Source organism: Streptomyces sp. NH27, assembly GCF_056859195.1.
This window is the reverse complement of the sequence record NZ_JACEGK010000107.1, coordinates 1-17,178: the sequence shown is the minus strand read 5'-3', so window position 1 is coordinate 17,178 and position 17,178 is coordinate 1. Positions and strand designations below refer to the sequence as shown.

Below are 17,178 nucleotides of genomic sequence, written 5' to 3'. Positions count from 1 at the left end.
AGTCCGGACAGTTCACCGCGCGAGGCGACGCCCAGCTTCGGATACGCCTTGTACAGGTGGTAGCCGACCGTGCGCGGGCTGAGGAACAGCCGCCCGGCGATGTCCTTGTTCGACAGGCCGTGCGCTGCCAGCCGGACGATCTGCCCCTCCTGCGGGGTGAGCCCCGCCTGATCGGCGAGTGACCGCGTCTCCTGATGCGCTGTCACCAGCGCGCCGGAAGCACCGAGTTCGCCGCGCGCCCGGTCCGCCCACGAGTGGGTGCCGAGCCGCTCGAACACCTCCAGCGCGGACCGCAGCCGCCCGGCCGCCTCGCTCCTGCGCCGGGCCCGCCGCAGCCACTCCCCGTACAGCAACTCGGTACGGGCCGCCTCCAGCGCACGCCGGTGCGGGTCGTGCCCGGCCAGCGCCGCCGTGAAGTACTCCTCCGCCTGCTCGTCCGGGGCCAGCAGTGCCCGGCAGCGGGCCACCATGGCGTCCGCCCAGCCCTGCCCCGCGCGCTGCGCCCACCGCTCGAACCGGGCGAACGACTCGGCCGCGCGCGCCGGTTCGCCGAGGCGGACCGCCGCCTCCACCAGGTCCGGCACGCTGCGGATGGCGGAGATGTGGTGCCGCAGCAACGGCCCGGCGAGCAACTCCAGCCGCTCCAGCGCCGATCCGGCCCGGCCCAGGCCCAGGTCGAGCAGGCCCTGCGACCAGTACGCCCACGCGGCGCCCGGCGCGGTGGTGACACCCGGAGCGGCCGCCAGCGCCTCGGCGACGTGGGCACGGCACTCCGCCTCGTCGCCCCGCAACGCGGCCACCTGCGCCAGCGCTCCGCTCAACTGGCTTATCCACTGGGCCTGCTGGGTGTCCCGGGCGATCCGCAGCCCCTCGGCCGCGGTGGCGTGCGCGTCGGCGATCCGCGACTCGAACACTTCCACCTCGGCCCGGAAGAACAGCACCGTCGCCAGCCGCCCCACCCCGCCGCTGTCCCTGCACTCCGCCACCAGTTCGGCGGCCAGTTCGTACGACTCCGCGTCCTGCCCGCGCACCATGCCCGCCGCGCACAGCATCGCCAGCTCGCGCGGGTCGGCGCCGCCCCCGCCGGCCGCCCGCGCCGCGGCGGCGGCCGAAGCCAGACCGGCCGGGCCGGCGGACGAGCGGACGGGTCCATCCAGCGCGGTGATGACGAAGTCCGCGACCGGGCGGATCGCCGTGTCCGCGGGCAACTCCAGCGCCGCCAGCCGCCGTATCGTTTCGTCGACCTCGGCGGCGCCCAGGTACCACGCGGTGTGCACCGCCTGTACCAGCATCCGCCCGGCCCGTACGGGATCCGTCGCGGCCGCCGCGTCGGCGCCCACCAGCAGCATCCGGTGCGCGCCGGGGAACGCGCCCTGCCAGAAGTCGGCGAGCGCCCGTACGTACAGCGTCCGGGCACGCACCACCGCCTCCGCCGTGGAACCGGGGGTCAGCGTCGGGGCGGCGGCGCGGGCGGCCTGCTCGGCGAACTCCCGGGCCCGGGGCAGCTCGCCGGCCTCCGAGGCGGCCTCGGCGGCCAGCAGGAGCCGGCCGGCGCGGGCGGCGGAGTCGGTGCTCAGCCGGGCGGCACGCTCGTAGGCGGCCGCCGCGGCGGAGTGGCCGCTGCGCTCGCGGGCCCGGGCCGCGGTGGCCTCCAGGGCGGCGGCCACCTCCTCGTCCGGCCCGGTTGCGGCCATCGCCAGGTGCCAGGCGCGGTGGTCGGGGTCGTGCACGGGGTCGACCGCGTCGGCCAGCGCCCGGTGGGCGGCCAGCCGCTCCGGCAGCGGGGCCCGCTGGTGGATCGCGGCCCGCATCAGGGGATGGCGGAACCGCAGCCGGTCCTCCTCGTCGACCAGCACGATGCCCGCGTCCTGCGCCGGTGGCAGGTCGTTCACGCCGACACCGAGCGCGGTGGCGGCGGCGAGGAGCGTGCCCGGGTGGCCGGTGTGGTCGGCGGCGGCGATCAGCAGCAGCGTCTGAGTGCGGGGCGGCAGCTTGCCGACCCGGCTGTGGAAGGCGGCTTCCAGCCTGCTGGTCAGCGGCAGCACGCCGGGCCCGGGGTCCGCGCCGGTGCCGGCCAGGTCGGCCGCGCGGGCGCGGCTCGTCCCGATCCCGCTCGTCCCGCCGGTCGCGTCCAGGGCGAGCGGCAGCTCCAGCAGCGCCAGCGGGTTGCCCTGCGCCTCCGTCAGTACCCTGCGCCGTACGGCCGGGGCCAGCCCGGCGCCGCGCTCGCCCAGCAGCGCACCGGCCGCCGTCTCGTCGAGCCCGTCAAGCCGCAGCTCGGGCAGCCCCGGCGCGGCGAACGACCCCTCGACGTCGCGGGCCGCGAAGAGCATCACCACGCCCTCCGCGTCCAGCCGCCTGGCCGCGAACGCCAGCGCGTCCGCGGACGCCCGGTCCAGCCAATGGGCGTCGTCCACGACGCACAGCAGCGGTCCGTCGCCCGCGTGCTCCGACAGCAGCGACAGCACCGCGAGACCGACGAACATCGGCTCGCCCGCGTTTCCCGCGATCAGCCCGAACGCCGCACGCAGCGCCAGCTGCTGCGGCTCCGGCACCGAGTCGATCGCGCCCATCGCCTTGCGCAGCAGCAGCTCCAGCCCGGCGTACGGCAGTTCGGCCTCGAACTCGACACCCGAACTGCGCACCACGGCGAAGTCCGCCGCGCCCGCCCGCGCCACTGCGTGCGCCAGCAGCGCGGTCTTGCCGATCCCGGCGTCCCCGCGTACCACCAGCACCCCACTACGGCCCGCCCGCGCCCCGTCCAGCAGCGCCTCGACCGTGTCCGCTTCGGCTTCCCGTCCATGCAGCATGTGGTGCACGCTAACCGATGTCCGGCGTCGGGACGATCTTCGCCGCTTCCCGAGGCGGCCCGGCCAACCCGGCACGGATCGCCCGCTCGACCGGGGAATACGCCTCGTCGGGCCGCTCCAGGCGCAACGGTTCGGCCGGATACAGCGGCGGCTGCGCCATGAAACGGGGCCGGGCGCCGTGGTGCGGCTGCGCCGCGTGCACCAGGAACGGGTGGCACAGGTACACGTCCCCGGCCCGTCCGGTGGCCAGGGCGAGCGGGCGATGCGCGCTCGCCTCGTCCACCTCCTTCGCGAAGGTGAAGATCGACGCGCCCTCCTCGCCGTACGGCCGCAGCACCCGTGGCACGTCCAGGTGCGAGCCGATCCGGATGCGGGTGGGCGCGTCGGCCGCCGCCACGTCCGTGAACAGGAACAGCATCAGCAGCGCGCGGCCCGCGGACCGTACGTTGGCGTGATACTGCTGTCCGCCCGGCGGCAGGAAGCTCGCGTCGATGTGCCAACCCGCGTCATCGGGCTCGGTCGGGTGCGGGAAGCGCAGCGGGAACGAGCCGAGCGAGGCGCGCGGCGCCCACCGGCCCGCGCCCACCAGAAGGTCGAACGCGGCATGCAGGACCGGGGTGTTGGCCGCCTCGGCGAAAGGTGGCTGCGCCATGTCGCCGACCCGGTGCACCGGCTCGGTCCACGTGGCCGGGTCGTCCGGATCGCACCCGGTCTGCTCCCACCGCAGCGCCGCGCACTGTCGCGCGGTGCTCCCGGCGAACGCGCCTTCCACCTTCACGAAGCCGTCCCGGAGGAAGCGGTCCGCCAACTCGCCATCGGTCACCCGCCGATCCTCGCGCGTCCCGGGCCCGGGGGCACCCGATTTTCCGCGGCGCCCCCGGAGTACGCGGGGGCCTTGGACCGCCCTCCATTTGCCGGTCGGTCCTACGAGGCGCCGGGTACGGTGGCGCGGGCGTTGCGGAGGAAGTCCGCGTTCGTGGGGGTCTCGCGCAGGCGGGCGAGCAGGACCTCGGTGGCGCCGTGCGGGTCGCGGGAGACGAGCGCGCGGCGCAGGTGGTAGCGGACCGCCAACTCGTCTGCGGGGACGAGCAGTTCCTCGCGGCGGGTGCCGGAGGTGGTGATGTCGATCGCCGGGAAGACCCGGCGCTCGGCGAGGAAGCGGTCGAGGTGCAACTCCATGTTGCCGGTGCTCTTGAGCTCCTCGTAGTAGAAGTCGTCGGCGCGCGAGCCGGTGTCGACCAGGGCGGTCGCGAGGATCGTGAGGGAGCCGCCCTCCTCGGCCAGCCGGGCCGCGCCGAACAGCCGCTTGGGGCCGATCAGGGCGGCGGCGTCCACGCCGCCGGACAGCGTGCGGCCGCTGCCGGCGCCGTTGTTGTTGTGGGCCCGGCACAACCGGGTCAGGGAGTCGAGCAGGATCACCACGTTGCGGCCCTGCTCGACCATCCGCTTCGCCCGCTCGATCGCGAGTTCGGCGACCTGGATGTGCTGCCGCGCGGGCTGGTCGAAGGTCGAGGAGATGACCTCGCCGCGGACGCTCGCCCGCATGTCGGTGACCTCCTCGGGGCGTTCGTCCACGAGCAGCACCATCAGGTGCGCCTCGGGGTGGTTGGTGGCCACCGCGGCCGCGATGCCCTGCAGCAGCACGGTCTTGCCGGCCTTGGGCGGCGCGACGATCAGGCCGCGCTGGCCCTTGCCGATCGGCGCCATCAGGTCGATGACCCGCCCGGCGGCGGCCGACGAGCCCCTGAGCGCGGAACTCTCCAGCCGCAGCGGCTCCTTGGGGTGCAACGGTGTGAGGTCGGCGAAGTGGGGGCGCGGTGCGGCCGGCGGCAGTCCGTTGACGGACCGGACGTCGGCGAGGGTGCCGGGCTTGCCGACGGTGCCCTCGACCAGGTCGCCTCTGCGCAGCCCGGCCCGGCGGACCAGCGCCTGCGGCACTGCCGGGTCGTCGGGGGAGGGGAGCAGGCCGGGGCCGCGCAGCCGGGCCTGTCCGCCGCGCTCGGTGTCGAGCACGCCGGTCACCCGCTGCGGCAACTCCTGCCGGTTCAGCGGGCGTTCGAGAATCTCGGTCATGGATGTCGTCCTTTCGCGGACGGATGGTTCTGACGGGCGGCGCCGTACGCCGCCATAGGGCGTGAGGGGGCTGCGGCCCGAGCGGATGGATGCACGCTCCGGGTGCCGCGGAAGGTCCGGCGAGGACGAGGATCGGCCGTCGCCGTGTGAGTCGGAAGAACAGACCACGCTCGGATGAAAACCGAGGGGGAGAGAGGGACGGAGCGCCATCAGAAAGGCGCGAACCTATAATTCCCTGCGGTGACCCTACCACAGTCCGGTCCGTCGCTGTACTACTCCACCTCGATGCCGTGCTCCTGCACCAGCTCGACCAGGCCGCCGGCGCCCTGGTAGCCCTTGCCGCCGGGCACGAAGGTCCAGTCGTCGCCGGCTCGCCTGCGGAAGGAGCCGAGCACCAGGGCCGTCTCGCCCGGGCGGCCGTCGGAGACGTCCAGCCGGTCCGCCTCGCTGCCCTCCGGGTCGGTCAGGCGTATCCGGGCGTCGGTGAAGCCGGCCAGATCGGCGTCCGGGTTCACCTCGGGATCGATCGCGGCGACCAGCACCACCCGGTCCGCGGCGGCCGGCAGCCGGTCGAAGCTCACCCAGATCGCCGCCTTGTCACCGCCCAGGCCCGGCATCATCCGTACGCTGCCGTCCGGGGTGCGCGGGTTGTTGTAGAAGACGAAGTGGTCGTCGCCGAGCACCCGGCCGCCGGCGCACACCAGCGCGCACACGTCGAGCGCCACGTCCCCGGCCCACCACATGCCCAGCACGCTCGCGTCAGGCTCGTCGTCAAGTCCGAGGCCCTGTGCGACAGTTGGTGTCACGTCGGTCTCGCGAGCGGCCGTCGCGCCGCCCAACCGCCCGCCCAGGCCGTGCTGGTGCAGCAGGTCCACCAGGTCGGTGCCCGACACCAGCGTCAGCGGCTTGCCGTTGGCGAAGGCGTGCGAGGTCGGGCCGAAGCCCGAAGTGGTGATCAGCACACCCTTGTTGGCGCCGAGCGACTGCACGGTCCCGAACAGGTCGCGTACGGCGCTGGGCGTGACCGTGTTGCGGTACCGCTTGACCTGCACCACGATCTTGCCGCCGCGGATCGGGTCCGGGTCCAGCGCGTCCACGTCCACCCCGCCGTCGCCGGACCGCACCGTGGTGACCGCGCTCATGCCCATCGCCCGGAACAGCTCCGCGACCAGCTCCTCGAACTCCAGCGGGTCCATCGTCAGCAGGTCCGGCTCCTCGCCGCCGCCGTGCGTGACCACCCCGCGGCCCGCCTCGCCCGGCTGCCGCACCGGCACCACCGCCGCCCGGCGGTCCGGCCGCGCCGACAACTGGCCGCCCAGGCCGTCGACCAGGCAGTCCACCGCGTTCACCTGCGCGAGGTTCACCGCGGTGAAGTCCGCCCGGGAGACCATCGCGGTGGCCAGGAACACCGGGGTACGGTGCCCGGTCGCGGGATCGGTGTCGTCCACGAACCCGTTGAGCACCACCGAACCGAGCAGGTCGAAGGTGTCCGCGCCGAACACCTCGCGCAACACCAGCAGCAGGCACTGCGCCAGCAGGTCCCGGTAGGCCGCCCGCCGTTCGGTGACCGGCCGCGCCACCTCCTTGTCCCGGTCCACGCTCGGCATGTACCGCACCAGCGCCGCCTCCGGCACCACCGAGAACGCCGGCAGCTCCCAGTTCAGCACCAACTGCCGCTCGGGCGCCTCGAACGTCGCCGACACCTGCCGCGGCAACCCCTCCGGCCACGCCCGCGACGAGTACAGCGCCCCCGTCAAGTACTCCTCCACCGCGTCCGGTTCGCCGCCGCGCAGCCGCTCCAGCGAGTCGCGCACCCCCGCGTTGTGCCGGCGTATCTCGGCCAGCCGCTGCTCCGCCCAGCGCCGGTAGCGCTCCTGGTAGTCGGCGAGTTGGTGCTGTCGCTGCGCCTCGGCGGCTCGCGCCACCGCCAGATCGTGCTCGTAGCGCTCGCGCACCTGCCGGTCCTGGCGGCCCAGGCCCCACGCCGAGCGGTGCGCGGGGGCGTAACTCTCCAGCTGCGGCATCGCCACCGGAACCGCGAGCGGACCCGGCGCGAACGGCTCCAACTCCTCCGGGAGCACCAGCGCTTCGGGCGTGAAGACCGGCGCCGCGCAGCCCGCCCGCAGCAGCCCCGCCAACTCCTCGCTCCTGCACTCCAGTTCCTCGGTGCGCCGGCGGGCGTCGTCCTCGCGGCGGCGCCGGTACGCGGCCTGCTGCTCCTTCTGCGAGCGGGCCAGCGCGCGCTCCGCGGCCCGCTGCCGCCGTTCGGCCTCGCGCCGCTGCTGCTCTCGGGCCCGGTGCCGGGCCTCCGTCTGCCGCTGCTGCTGGCGCTGGATCTCGGCCCAGGTGGACACCAATCCGGTCGAACGACGGCTCATGCGGCTACAGCTCCCCCTCCGGCGGCGCGCGTCAGCGCATGGGCGGCCGCCGACTCGCGCCCACCGCCCGGCTCGACCGCCCGGTCACCGAGCGTACCCCTCTGCCAGCAGCTTCACCGGTTCTTCGCCGCGCTGCGCCGCCGCAGCACCACCACCGACACGCCGGCGAGCAGCACCAGCGAGCCACCGACCGCCCAGGCCGTCGGCGAGGCCACCGCGGATCGCGACGACACCGGGGTGGCGTGCGCCTCCTCGGGGGCCTGCGGCGCGGCGTGTCCGGCCCGCGCGGAGTCCGGCGCGGTGCCCGCGTCGGCCCGCCGCTCGGGCGCCGCGGCGTTCAGCGTGCCCACCGACGTGGTGTGGTCCGCCGCCGAGAAGCCCCAGTTGAGCAGCTTCGTCGCCTCGGTGTAGACGGCGTTGGTCTGGCCGGACTGCGGGTTCATCAGCGAGACGATGATCGTACGGCCGTTCTTGCGCGCCGCGGCGACCAGCGTGTTTCCCGCGTTCGTGGTGTAGCCGTTCTTCACGCCGAGCAGGCCCGGGTACGCGGTGACGCCCTTCTCGCCGGTCAGCAGCCGGTTGGTGTTCTCGATGCCGAAGGACGTCACGTACGAGCCCTGCGCGTCGTAGCCGCCGGGGAACTGCGAGTCCTTCGTCGAGGCGTACTGCGCGAAGTCCGGGTTGTTCAGCCCGGCCCGGGCGAACACCGCCAGGTCGTACGCCGAGGAGACCTGGCCCGGCTCGTCGTAGCCGTCCGGGGTGACCACATGGGTGTCCACCGCGCCCAGCATCCGCGCCTTGGCCTGCATCTCGGTGACGGTCTTCGCGACCGAGCCGTTCATGTTCGCCAGCACGTGTACGGCGTCGTTGCCGGAGGCGAGGAAGACGCCCCGCCACAGGTCGGCGACGGTGTACGTCTGGCCGGGCTGCACCCCGACCAGGCTGCTGCCGTCGCCCAGGCCGGCCAGGTCGGAGTCCTTGACCTTGTGCTTGAGGTCGGCGGGGAAACGCGGCAGCACCGTGTCGGCGAAGAGCGTCTTGAGGGTGGAGGCGGGCGGCAGCTGGCGGTGCGCGTCCTTCGCGGCGAGCACCTGGCCGGTGCGGGCATCGGAGACCGTCCAGGACAGCGCGGACAGGTCGGACGGCAACTCCGGCGCGCCGGAGCGGGGCAGCACGTGCACGCCGGGCTCGGCGAGCAGCGTACGGTCCACGGCCGTCTGTGAGGTGTCGGCGGAGGTGCCCGACGAGCCCTGGCCGCCGCCGGATGCGGGTGCCACGGCCGGAGCGGCAACCGCGGCCACCGCGGGTCCGGCGGTCAGCGCGGTCAGGCAGCACGCGGCGGCCAGCGCGGCGGCGGGCAGGGCGGCGGGCAAGGTGACGGGAGGGGCGGTGCGGCGGCGAGCGGAGTGGCGAGGGGGACGGATGGCGTTCATGTGGTCACCGTAAGAATGGTGAACATATCCGGCGCGGTGGCGCAGTCCATACCGGTGAGGCCGCTGCGCCTGCGGGGGACTCCGTCGCCGCCAACAGGATGTACCGTCATATGTCGGATATTCGTACTGCACTGACTGTCCGTCGAGTACGCCGCCGCACGTCCGTTTCACGACGGCGTACGGGTCGCGCGACGGCGTACCGGCAGGTGCTCCAGGGCCGGGCCGGCCGCCCCCGACTGCCCCGACCGCTCAGCCCAGGTCCGCCAGCCCCCGCGCGATCGCCGCCTCGTCCAGCGGCGACGGCGCCGCCTTCATCACCGAGGCCGCCACCGCATCCACCACACCGCCCGCCCCGCGGTCCAGCGCGGCCTTCAGATACCGCACCGCGTCCAGCACGTTCCCGGCCGCGCTCGGCGAGTCGTCGACCTCCATCCGCAGGTCGATGTCGAGCGGGGTGCCGCCGAACGCCTCGGCCTCCACGCGGATGAAGGCCACCTTGCGGTCCCCGAGGAACGGGATGAAGTCGGCGCCCACGTGCACCTGCGGCTCGGCCGAGGCCGCGCCCGTGCCGCCGGCGAACATGCCCTGCGCCTTCGTGGCCTTCTTGTCGGCCATCCGCTCGGCGTCCTGCATGTTCCAGAAGTCCATGTTGCCGCCGCCCAGCAACTGGTAGGTGCTGCGCAGGGCCACGCCGTTGCGCCGCAGCACGTCCACCAGCGCGCGGTGGATCAGCGTCGCGCCGAACTGGCTCTTGAGGTCGTCGCCGGCCAGTGGCAGCCCGGCCGCCGCGAACCGCTCCGCCCACTGCGGGGAGCGGGCCACGACCGAGGGAATGCAGTTGAGGAAGGCGCAGCCCGCCTCCAGCGCCGCCTGCGCGTACAGCTCGGAGGCCGCCTGGCTGCCCACCGGCAGGAAGTTCACCAGCACATGCGTGCCGCTCTCCTTCAGCCGCCGCACCACGTCCTCCAGGCTCGCCTCGCCCCGCACGTCGAGCCGGTCCGCGCTGCCGCGCCCCACCCCGTCGGCGAGCGGGCCCTCGGTCACCGGCACGCCCAGGTGCGGCACCTGCGCGAACGCCCGCGAGTTGTTCGGCGCCGCCCAGATCGCCTCCGACAGGTCCCGCCCGGTCTTCCCGGTGTGCACGTCGAAGGCCGCCGAGAACTCCACATCGCCGATGGTGTACCCCGCGCACACCGGGTGGGTCAGCCCCACCGCGCCCGGCTCCGCGTCCCGGTAGAACTCCACGCCCTGCACCAGCGACGACGCGCAGTTGCCGATGCCGACGATGCCGACCCGTACGGTGCCCATCCGAGGTCCCCTCCCGTGCCCGGCGGCCGGCGGATGCGCGGACCGCGTGCCGATGATCCTATCGGCGGGTCCGCTGGCCTGCGGGTTTCCGGGGCCGGCAAGGCGGGGCGGGGTCGGTGGGAGCGGGCGTGGTGGTCGCGGCGGGGTCAGCGGGGCCGGGCGGTTCGACGGGGGAACCGGGCCTCGGCTTACGGCCTCGTGCACCAGGTCGTCAGTGCAGCAGATCCGCCAGCAGCCGGTAGGACTCCAGCAGTTCGGCACGGTCATACGTACTGGTGGTCACCAGGAACTCGTCGGCGGCGCTGCGCGACAGCAGCGACTCGAGGGACTTCGCCACGTCCTCCGGGGTGCCGTGGATGTGCCCGGTCATGGCCTCCTCGAAGCGGTCCCGCTCCGCGCCGGACATGGGGGTCGCGGTGATCGACGCGTACGGCGCCAGCGCCGGGAAGACGCCGTGCGTGCGGGAGTACGCCGACGCCCACGCCTCGGAGACCAGCAGCCGGCGCGCCCGCTCCCCGGTGCCGGCGACCGCCACGGTGCCGGACAGCACCACGTACGGCGCGGCCGCCCACGGCGAGGGGCGGAACGCGGCGCGGTAGCGATCCACCGCCCGCAGCATCGCGTCCTCGCCGCGGATCCCGCCGATCACCAGCGGCAGGCCGTGCGCGGCGGCCAGGTCGGCGCCGCTGCCGGTGGCGAGGAGGAACGGCGCCGGGCGCAGCCCCTCGGCGGGCCAGGCGTGCACTTGCGGATACGCGCGCTGGGTGCCGTCGAACCAGCCGAGCAGCTCGCCGATCTGCCCGTCGAAGCCGTCCGCGGCCTCCTTGCCGTGGCCGAGTGCCTTGCGTACGCCGCCGGTGAAGCCGACCGAGCGGCCCAGTCCCATGTCGATCCGCCCGGGGAAGAGCGACTCCAGCACCCCGAACTGCTCGGCGACCACCAGCGGCCGGTGGTTGGGCAGCATCACCCCGCCGGTGCCGACCCTGATCCGCGAGGTCGCCGAGGCCACGGCGGCCGCCAGCACCGTCGGCGCGGAGCCGGCCACCCCTGGCACGCTGTGGTGCTCCGAGACCCAGAACCGGTGGTAGCCCAGCGTCTCCACCTGCCGCGCGAAGCCGACGGTCGCGCGCAGCGCCTGCGGCGGGTCCTCGCCCTCGCGGGTACGGGACCGGTCCAGCACGGAGAACGGCGTGTCGCGCAGCAGAGAAGTCACTTGCGATACAACGCCCCGGATCCGCCGCCTAGTCCCACCTGTGCTGTTGCGGGCACTCTTGTGGCCGCGCCGGGGCGGGCCTATCTTTGGCCCGCCTCTTTGGCCCGCCCGGAGCAGCCCGGGCGCCGGAAGCGTAGGGAAAGGACGCGCGTCATGGCCTTACGCGGACGTCACCGCCGCTATCGTCCGAGCCGGGTCTCCCAGGCGTCGCTGACCGTCACCGCGGGCGGTGCCGGGCTCGCGCTGCCGCTGATCGGGATGAGCAGCGCGCACGCGGCCACCGCCGGGGTGTGGGACAAGGTCGCCAAGTGCGAGTCCTCCGGCAACTGGACGATCAACACCGGCAACGGGTATTACGGCGGGCTCCAGTTCACCGCCAGCACCTGGCGGGCGTACGGCGGCACCGCCTACGCCGTGCGCGCCGACCTCGCCTCCAAGAGCGAGCAGATCGCGGTCGCCGAGAAGGTGCTCGACAACCAGGGGCCGCGCGCCTGGCCGGTCTGCTCGGTGCAGGCCGGGCTGATCCGGGAGCCGGCGACGGCCTCGCACACCGTCCAGGTGTCGACCGGCACGAAGAAGGCCGGTGCCGCGCCGAAGAAGAAGACCACGACGCACACGTCCCGGACTGCGCACCCGGCCCACCCGGCCGCCGCGAAGACGTCCGGCAGGAAGTCGTCCGAGGCGAAGGCCGACGCGAAGAGTCCGGACGTCAAGAAGTCGGACGCCAAGGACCGCTACACCGTCGCGCACGGCGACACGCTCTCCGGCATCGCGGCGGACCACCAGGTCAAGGGCGGTTGGCCGGCGCTGTACGCCGACAACCACGCGGTGGTCGGCGACGACCCCGATCTGATACTGCCCGGCCAGCGGCTGACCCTGGCGGCACCCGCCAGGACGGCGCCGAAGAAGACCACGCACGCGCCCGCGGCCAAGCCCGCGCCGAAGCCGGCAGCCAAACCGGCGGCGAAGCCCGCGCCGAAGAAGACGCACGCCGAGCCCGCCGCCAAGAAGTCCTCCGGCTGGACCGTGCCGGTGCACGCCTCCATCGGTACCGGCTACCGCGTGGGCGGCGGCAGTTGGGCCAGTGGTCACCACACCGGCGTGGACTTCCTCGTCGGCACCGGCACCGCGGTGCACTCGGTCGGCGCGGGCACCGTGGTCACCGCCGGCTGGGGCGGGTCGTACGGCTACCAGGTGGTGATCAAGCACGCCGACGGCGAGTACAGCCAATACGGCCACCTGTCGCAGATCTCGGTGCGGGTCGGCCAGCATGTCAACGAGGGCCAGCGGATAGCCCGTTCGGGCGCGACCGGCAACGCGACGGGGCCGCACCTGCACTTCGAGATGCGCACCGGACCGGACTACGGCGATGACGTCGATCCGCTGAGGTTCCTGCGGTCGCACGGCGTCAAGGTCTGACCGTTCCGCCGCCGCCGTGCTCCTCGTCGGTGCCGTCGGCGTCGTGCGCGCGGGCGTACCCGGTCAGCGGTGGCAGCACCAGCAGCAGGCAGGAACCCGCGTACAGCCAGCCGCCGAGCACGTCCGTCGGCCAGTGCACGCCCAGGTAGACCCGGGAGCAGCCCACCGCGACCGCGGCCACCGCGCACAGGACGGCGACGATACGGCCGGGCGCGCCCGGGCGGGCCCGCAGCGCTCCCCACGCCAGCAGCCCGGCGGCCATTGCGCTCGACGAGGTGTGCCCGGAAGGGAAGGAGTGCCCCGACGCGGACACCGCCCAGTCGGCCACCGGGGGACGGGCGCGATGCAGGGCCAGCATCAGCGCGGCGCGCACCGCCTGCTCGGCGAGCAGCGCCACCACCGCGAGCAGCGCCGTCGGCACGCCGGCGCGGGCACGGGCCGCCCGCCCCCGGCTGCCGCCCAGCCAACCGCCGAGCGCCGCCGCCACGTACGGATACGGGCCGTTGCCCGCGTGCGTCACCACGCGCGCGGCCGTCACCCACCCGTGCGGCCGGTGTCGTACCGACCAGTTGATCGGACCGGTGTCCAGCGGGTACGGCGTGCCGTGCCGCGCCAGTACCACCCAGGCCAGCGCCGCGAACGCCGCCGCCAGCCCGACAGCCCAGCCCAGGCCGCGTCGGGTGTACGGCAGCCGACGTGGTGGGCCGGACGGCGTGCGAGGCATCGGGCGGGCCCGCCTTTCCCTGGCTTCGGCGGCGCGCGCGAGGCCCGCCCGGCCGGCCGCACCCGGCGGGCGGCAACAGACGTCTACAGAACTGTAGTCACCCTACGCCGGGGAGACCGCTCCGCCCCGCCCCGCCCCGCGCCGCCACGCGAGGCGGTCGGCCCGGGCGGTGGCAGGCGCCGCCACCCGGGTACGACCTGTGCCGTCCGGGTCAGCGGCGGTCGGGCACGTTGTCGTGGACCCGCTTGGGGTCGGTGGTCGCGACCGGGGCGAGGACCTCCTCGATCTTCGCCATCAGGTCGGCGTCCAGCTTCACACCGGCGGCTTTGGCGTTCTCCGCGACCTGCTCGGGGCGGGAGGCGCCGACGATGGCCGCCGAGACGTTCGGGTTCTGGAGCACCCAGGCGACGGCGAGCTGGGCCGGCGACAGGCCCGCGTCGGCGGCCAGCGGCTGGAGCTGCTGAACCCGCTCCAGCAGGTCGTCGTGCATCCAGCGGCTGATCATGTCCGAGCCGCCCTTGTCGTCGGTGGCCCGGGAACCGGCCGGCGGCTGCTGCCCCGGCTTGTACTTGCCGGTCAGCACGCCCTGCGCGATCGGCGAGAACACCACCTGGCCCAGGCCCAGTTCCTCACAGGTGGGCACGACCTCGCCCTCGATGACCCGCCACAGCGCCGAGTACTGCGGCTGGTTGGACACCAACTGGATGCGCAGCTCGCGGGCGAGCGCGTGGCCGCGCCTGATCTGGTCCGAGGTCCACTCCGAGACGCCGATGTAGTGCGCCTTCCCGGAGTGCACGACGTCCGCGAACGCCTCCATCGTCTCCTCCAGCGGGGTGGAGACGTCGAAGCGGTGCGCCTGGTAGACGTCGACGTGGTCGGTCTGGAGCCGGCGCAGCGAGTTCTCGATGGACTCCGCGATGTGCTTGCGGGAAAGGCCCCGGTCGTTGTGACCCGGACCGGTGGGCCAGAAGACCTTGGTGAGAATCTCCAGGCCCTCGCGCCGCTCGCCCTTCAGCGCGCGGCCGAGCACGGACTCGGCGCGGGTCTGCGCGTAGACGTCGGCGGTGTCGAACGTGGTGATGCCGACGTCGAGCGCGGCGCGCACGCACGCGGTGGCGGCGTCCTCCTCCACCTGGGAGCCGTGGGTGAGCCAGTTTCCGTAGGCGATCTCGCTGATGAACAGGCCGCTGCGGCCGAGGTGACGGTATTCCATGGGAGGCGACTCTATGCGCTGGCCCGTGCGGGGGGAGGCAGGCCCTGTTGACCTTGCGCCGGGGGTAATCGGCTGACCTTGCGCCCGGTTGACCTGCTGTCCGGGTGCGGGGCGCCCCCGCGCAAAGGGACGCCCCGATCCGGTCGGAGGCGTACGCCTGTCAGGAGGCGTACGCCTCCAGCTCGGAGAGCTGGCCCGCGGGCCAGCCGGTGTTGGCCGTGAAGGTGAGCCGGAGATAGCGGGTGGAGGTCGGGCTCAAGGACACCGTAGCGGTGTTGCCGCTGGAAGGGTCGAAGGTGTACCCGGCGGAGGACTTGAGGGTGGTGAAGGTGTTGCCGTCGGTGGAGCCGAGGACGGAGAGCGTCTCGGTGCGGGTGGCCCATGCGGTGGCCGGCGGCAGCTTCAGGACGAGGCGGCCGACGGTCTGGGCGGAGCCGAGGTCGACGGTGATCGACTGCGGGAACGCGTTGTCGGTGCTCTCCCAGTAGGAGTTGGCGTCGCCGTCCACCGCGTTGGAAGCGGTGTAGACGTCGGAGTGGCCGGTGTCGGTGGCGGGGTGGCCCTTGGCGAGGTTGCCGTCGGCCGGGGGAGTGGTCGGGGGCGTCGTGGGCGGTGTGGTCGGCGGAGTGGTGCCGCCGCTGTCGCCCCCGCTGCCGCCGCCGGTGGGCACGCCGCCGTTGGTCCACACCGGGGCGGGCCAGCCGTTGCACTGCTGACCGCCGTTGTTCCAGCCGGAGTTGCCGCCGCTGTCGTTGAGAACCAGGGCGGTGCCCTCGCAGTTGTAGATCGGCTTGTCCGCCTGCGCGATGTTCTTCGCCGTCACGTTGGTGAAGGTCATGTTCGCCGGGGCCTGGCCCTGGACGGCGAAGGTGCCGGCACCGTCGATGTCGACGTTCTTGAAGTGGACGCCGGTGACGCCGCCGCCCTCGATCGACTGGATCGCCTCGTAGGAACTGTCGAGGATGTCGGTGTTGGTGATCTCGATGTCCGCGTCGACCGTGCCCTGGAGGCCGTCGAACCAGATCGCGCCGACCCCGAACTGCCAGTTGTAGTCGCTGTTCCCGGCTCTGATCAGGGTGTTGGCGTCGGCGGTGATGGTGCCGGAGACGCCATTGGCCGAGCCGCCGTTGACCCCCGGATAGCGGTTGGCGATGTGCAGGCCGCCGCCGTTGGTGACGGTGTCGGCCATCACGTTGTCGGAGATCGTGAAGTCCTTGCCGCCGTAGGTGACGATGTTGTTCGCCAGCACCGGCAGCACCACCGTGTTGTGGGTGAAGCTGTCGTCGGAGTTGGGCGCCTTCTCCGGCCAGGACGCGAGCCCGTCGTCGCCGGTGTCCCGGACGAAGGTGTTGGTGACCGTCGAATTGGTCACGCCGGAGTGGAAGTTGACGCCGTCGGCCGAGGTGTCCAGGATGCGGCTGTTCTCGATGGTGAGATGGTCCATGGGACCGTCCATCCAGGCACCGACCTTGACGTGCTGGATCCACAGGTCGTCGATGGTCGAGTTCGACAGCGCGCCGCCGATGCCGTTGACCTGGTCGTCGTCCACCCGCTCGGTGATGTCGCCGATGATGGCGAAGTCCTTCAGCACGACGTTCTTGCTCGGGCCGCCGGCCTCCTTCGGCCGGATCTCCCCGGTGTAGCCGCCGCCGGCGACGTACTTGCCGTAGAAGCCCGCGGCGCGGTTGCGGTTCACCGGGTCCCGGCCGCCGAAGACGGTGTACCAGGGGCCCGCGCCCTCGACCGTCACGCCGTCCACGACGACGTGGTCGTAGAGGGTGTAGTCGCCCTGCGGGATGTACACCGGCTTGCCCGCCGCCTGGCCCGCGTCGACCGCTGCCTGGATGTCCGCGGTGGAGTCGGTCGCACCGGTCGGGTCGGCGCCGTAGTCGGTGACGGCGTTGATCGAGCCGGAGGGCTGGGCGATCGGCGCGGCCACCTGCTCGAAGTCGGCGAGGTCGATGGTGAACGACGGGGACTGCGCGGTCGAGGTGACCTGCACCCGGATCTTGGTGCCCGCCTGGTAGGTGGTGCCGAACATGGTCCGGGACTCGTCGTAGAAGTGGTGCGGGTTGCCGCCGCCGGGGTCGTTGCTGAACGGGTAGCCGCCGTAGTACCAGCTGTAACGGGACGTCACCGGCAGGGTCTTGACGGACTGACCGTTCGCCTGCACGTCGAGGCCGGCGTCGCGGCCCTTGCCGTCGGCGGAGTCCGGGATGCTGTAGCGCAGCGACATCGCGTTCGCCGGCTTGGTGAGGGTGAACTCGACGTACTGGCCCACCGCGTCGAGGGTCACGGCCTGGCGGCCGGACGCCTCCGAGGGCAGGTGGGTGTAGAGCCGGTCCGGGCCGATCAGGGTGCCGTTGGTGTTGGCGTACTCCGCTTCGTACTCCGTGAACGGCACGTTCGCGCCGCGGCCGGAGACGCCGACGGGGGAGGGGGCCGGTACGCCGCCGGCGGCGTGCGCGGTCGGCGCGCTCGCCAGCGTCACCGCGGTGAGCGCGGCCGCGGCGGCGACCGCGAAGGAGAGGACGGCGGCGGTGCTGCGCCGTCTGAACCGGAGCTGCGGTGGGGGACCTGGGGGGTTTGGGGGGCTCTGGTCATGGC

11 protein-coding genes are annotated in these 17,178 nt (G+C 73.5%); 1 reads left to right on the top strand and 10 read right to left on the bottom strand.

Annotated features, from left to right (window positions below; genetic code table 11):
• The 7 genes from AC13HU_RS11770 to AC13HU_RS11740 all read right to left on the bottom strand — a co-directional run.
• Positions 1-2,810, bottom strand: a 2,810-nt coding sequence (locus tag AC13HU_RS11770) for a helix-turn-helix transcriptional regulator (RefSeq protein ID WP_483041755.1), incomplete at its 3' end; no start/stop codon positions are given.
• Between the two features lie 10 nt (positions 2,811-2,820).
• Complete coding sequence (locus AC13HU_RS11765) at positions 2,821-3,633, bottom strand: phytanoyl-CoA dioxygenase family protein (protein WP_483041754.1); 813 nt, start codon at positions 3,631-3,633, stop codon at positions 2,821-2,823.
• 101 nt (positions 3,634-3,734) lie between these two features.
• A complete protein-coding gene (gene rho, locus AC13HU_RS11760) occupies positions 3,735-4,883 on the bottom strand; it encodes a transcription termination factor Rho (RefSeq protein ID WP_483041753.1) in 1,149 nt (382 codons plus the stop codon).
• A 272-nt stretch (positions 4,884-5,155) separates the two neighbouring features.
• Positions 5,156-7,261, bottom strand: coding sequence for a restriction endonuclease (locus AC13HU_RS11755; protein WP_483041752.1), 2,106 nt, complete (start codon positions 7,259-7,261; stop codon positions 5,156-5,158).
• Positions 7,262-7,374: 113 nt separating this feature from the next.
• The gene (locus AC13HU_RS11750; RefSeq protein WP_483041751.1) at positions 7,375-8,694 is read right to left on the bottom strand and encodes a D-alanyl-D-alanine carboxypeptidase family protein; all 1,320 of its coding nucleotides are present in this window, start codon (positions 8,692-8,694) and stop codon (positions 7,375-7,377) included.
• A gap of 249 nt (positions 8,695-8,943) precedes the next feature.
• Entirely contained in the window at positions 8,944-10,002 is a 1,059-nt protein-coding gene (locus tag AC13HU_RS11745) for an inositol-3-phosphate synthase (RefSeq protein WP_483041750.1), read from the bottom strand.
• A 211-nt stretch (positions 10,003-10,213) separates the two neighbouring features.
• Positions 10,214-11,215 carry an LLM class flavin-dependent oxidoreductase gene (locus AC13HU_RS11740; protein ID WP_483041749.1) on the bottom strand — a complete coding sequence of 334 codons (1,002 nt, stop codon included), beginning with the start codon at positions 11,213-11,215 and terminating at the stop codon, positions 10,214-10,216.
• 153 nt (positions 11,216-11,368) lie between these two features.
• On the opposite strand from AC13HU_RS11740, the gene AC13HU_RS11735 reads away from it, so the two are divergent.
• Positions 11,369-12,634, top strand: coding sequence for a transglycosylase family protein (locus tag AC13HU_RS11735; protein WP_483041748.1), 1,266 nt, complete (start codon positions 11,369-11,371; stop codon positions 12,632-12,634).
• Here AC13HU_RS11735 and AC13HU_RS11730 read toward each other — a convergent pair.
• The 3 genes from AC13HU_RS11730 to AC13HU_RS11720 form a co-directional block, all read right to left on the bottom strand.
• The gene (locus AC13HU_RS11730; protein ID WP_483041747.1) at positions 12,624-13,358 is read right to left on the bottom strand and encodes a phosphatase PAP2 family protein; all 735 of its coding nucleotides are present in this window, start codon (positions 13,356-13,358) and stop codon (positions 12,624-12,626) included. The two genes, AC13HU_RS11735 and AC13HU_RS11730, sit on opposite strands and share 11 nt — an antisense overlap.
• A gap of 211 nt (positions 13,359-13,569) precedes the next feature.
• Positions 13,570-14,571 (bottom strand): aldo/keto reductase family protein, encoded by a 1,002-nt coding sequence (locus AC13HU_RS11725; RefSeq protein WP_483041746.1) that lies wholly within the window; start codon positions 14,569-14,571, stop codon positions 13,570-13,572.
• A 160-nt stretch (positions 14,572-14,731) separates the two neighbouring features.
• The coding region (locus AC13HU_RS11720) for a discoidin domain-containing protein (RefSeq protein WP_483041745.1) at positions 14,732-17,178 on the bottom strand (2,447 nt) is incomplete at its 5' end.

Coding starts and splice junctions, on each gene's coding strand:
- rho (WP_483041753.1), bottom strand. CDS start 4,883: ATGACCGAGATTCTCGAACGCCCGCTGAACCGGCAGGAGTTGCCGCAG.
- AC13HU_RS11755 (WP_483041752.1), bottom strand. CDS start 7,261: ATGAGCCGTCGTTCGACCGGATTGGTGTCCACCTGGGCCGAGATCCAG.
- AC13HU_RS11750 (WP_483041751.1), bottom strand. CDS start 8,694: ATGAACGCCATCCGTCCCCCTCGCCACTCCGCTCGCCGCCGCACCGCC.
- AC13HU_RS11745 (WP_483041750.1), bottom strand. CDS start 10,002: ATGGGCACCGTACGGGTCGGCATCGTCGGCATCGGCAACTGCGCGTCG.
- AC13HU_RS11735 (WP_483041748.1), top strand. CDS start 11,369: ATGGCCTTACGCGGACGTCACCGCCGCTATCGTCCGAGCCGGGTCTCC.
- AC13HU_RS11730 (WP_483041747.1), bottom strand. CDS start 13,358: ATGCCTCGCACGCCGTCCGGCCCACCACGTCGGCTGCCGTACACCCGA.
- AC13HU_RS11725 (WP_483041746.1), bottom strand. CDS start 14,571: ATGGAATACCGTCACCTCGGCCGCAGCGGCCTGTTCATCAGCGAGATC.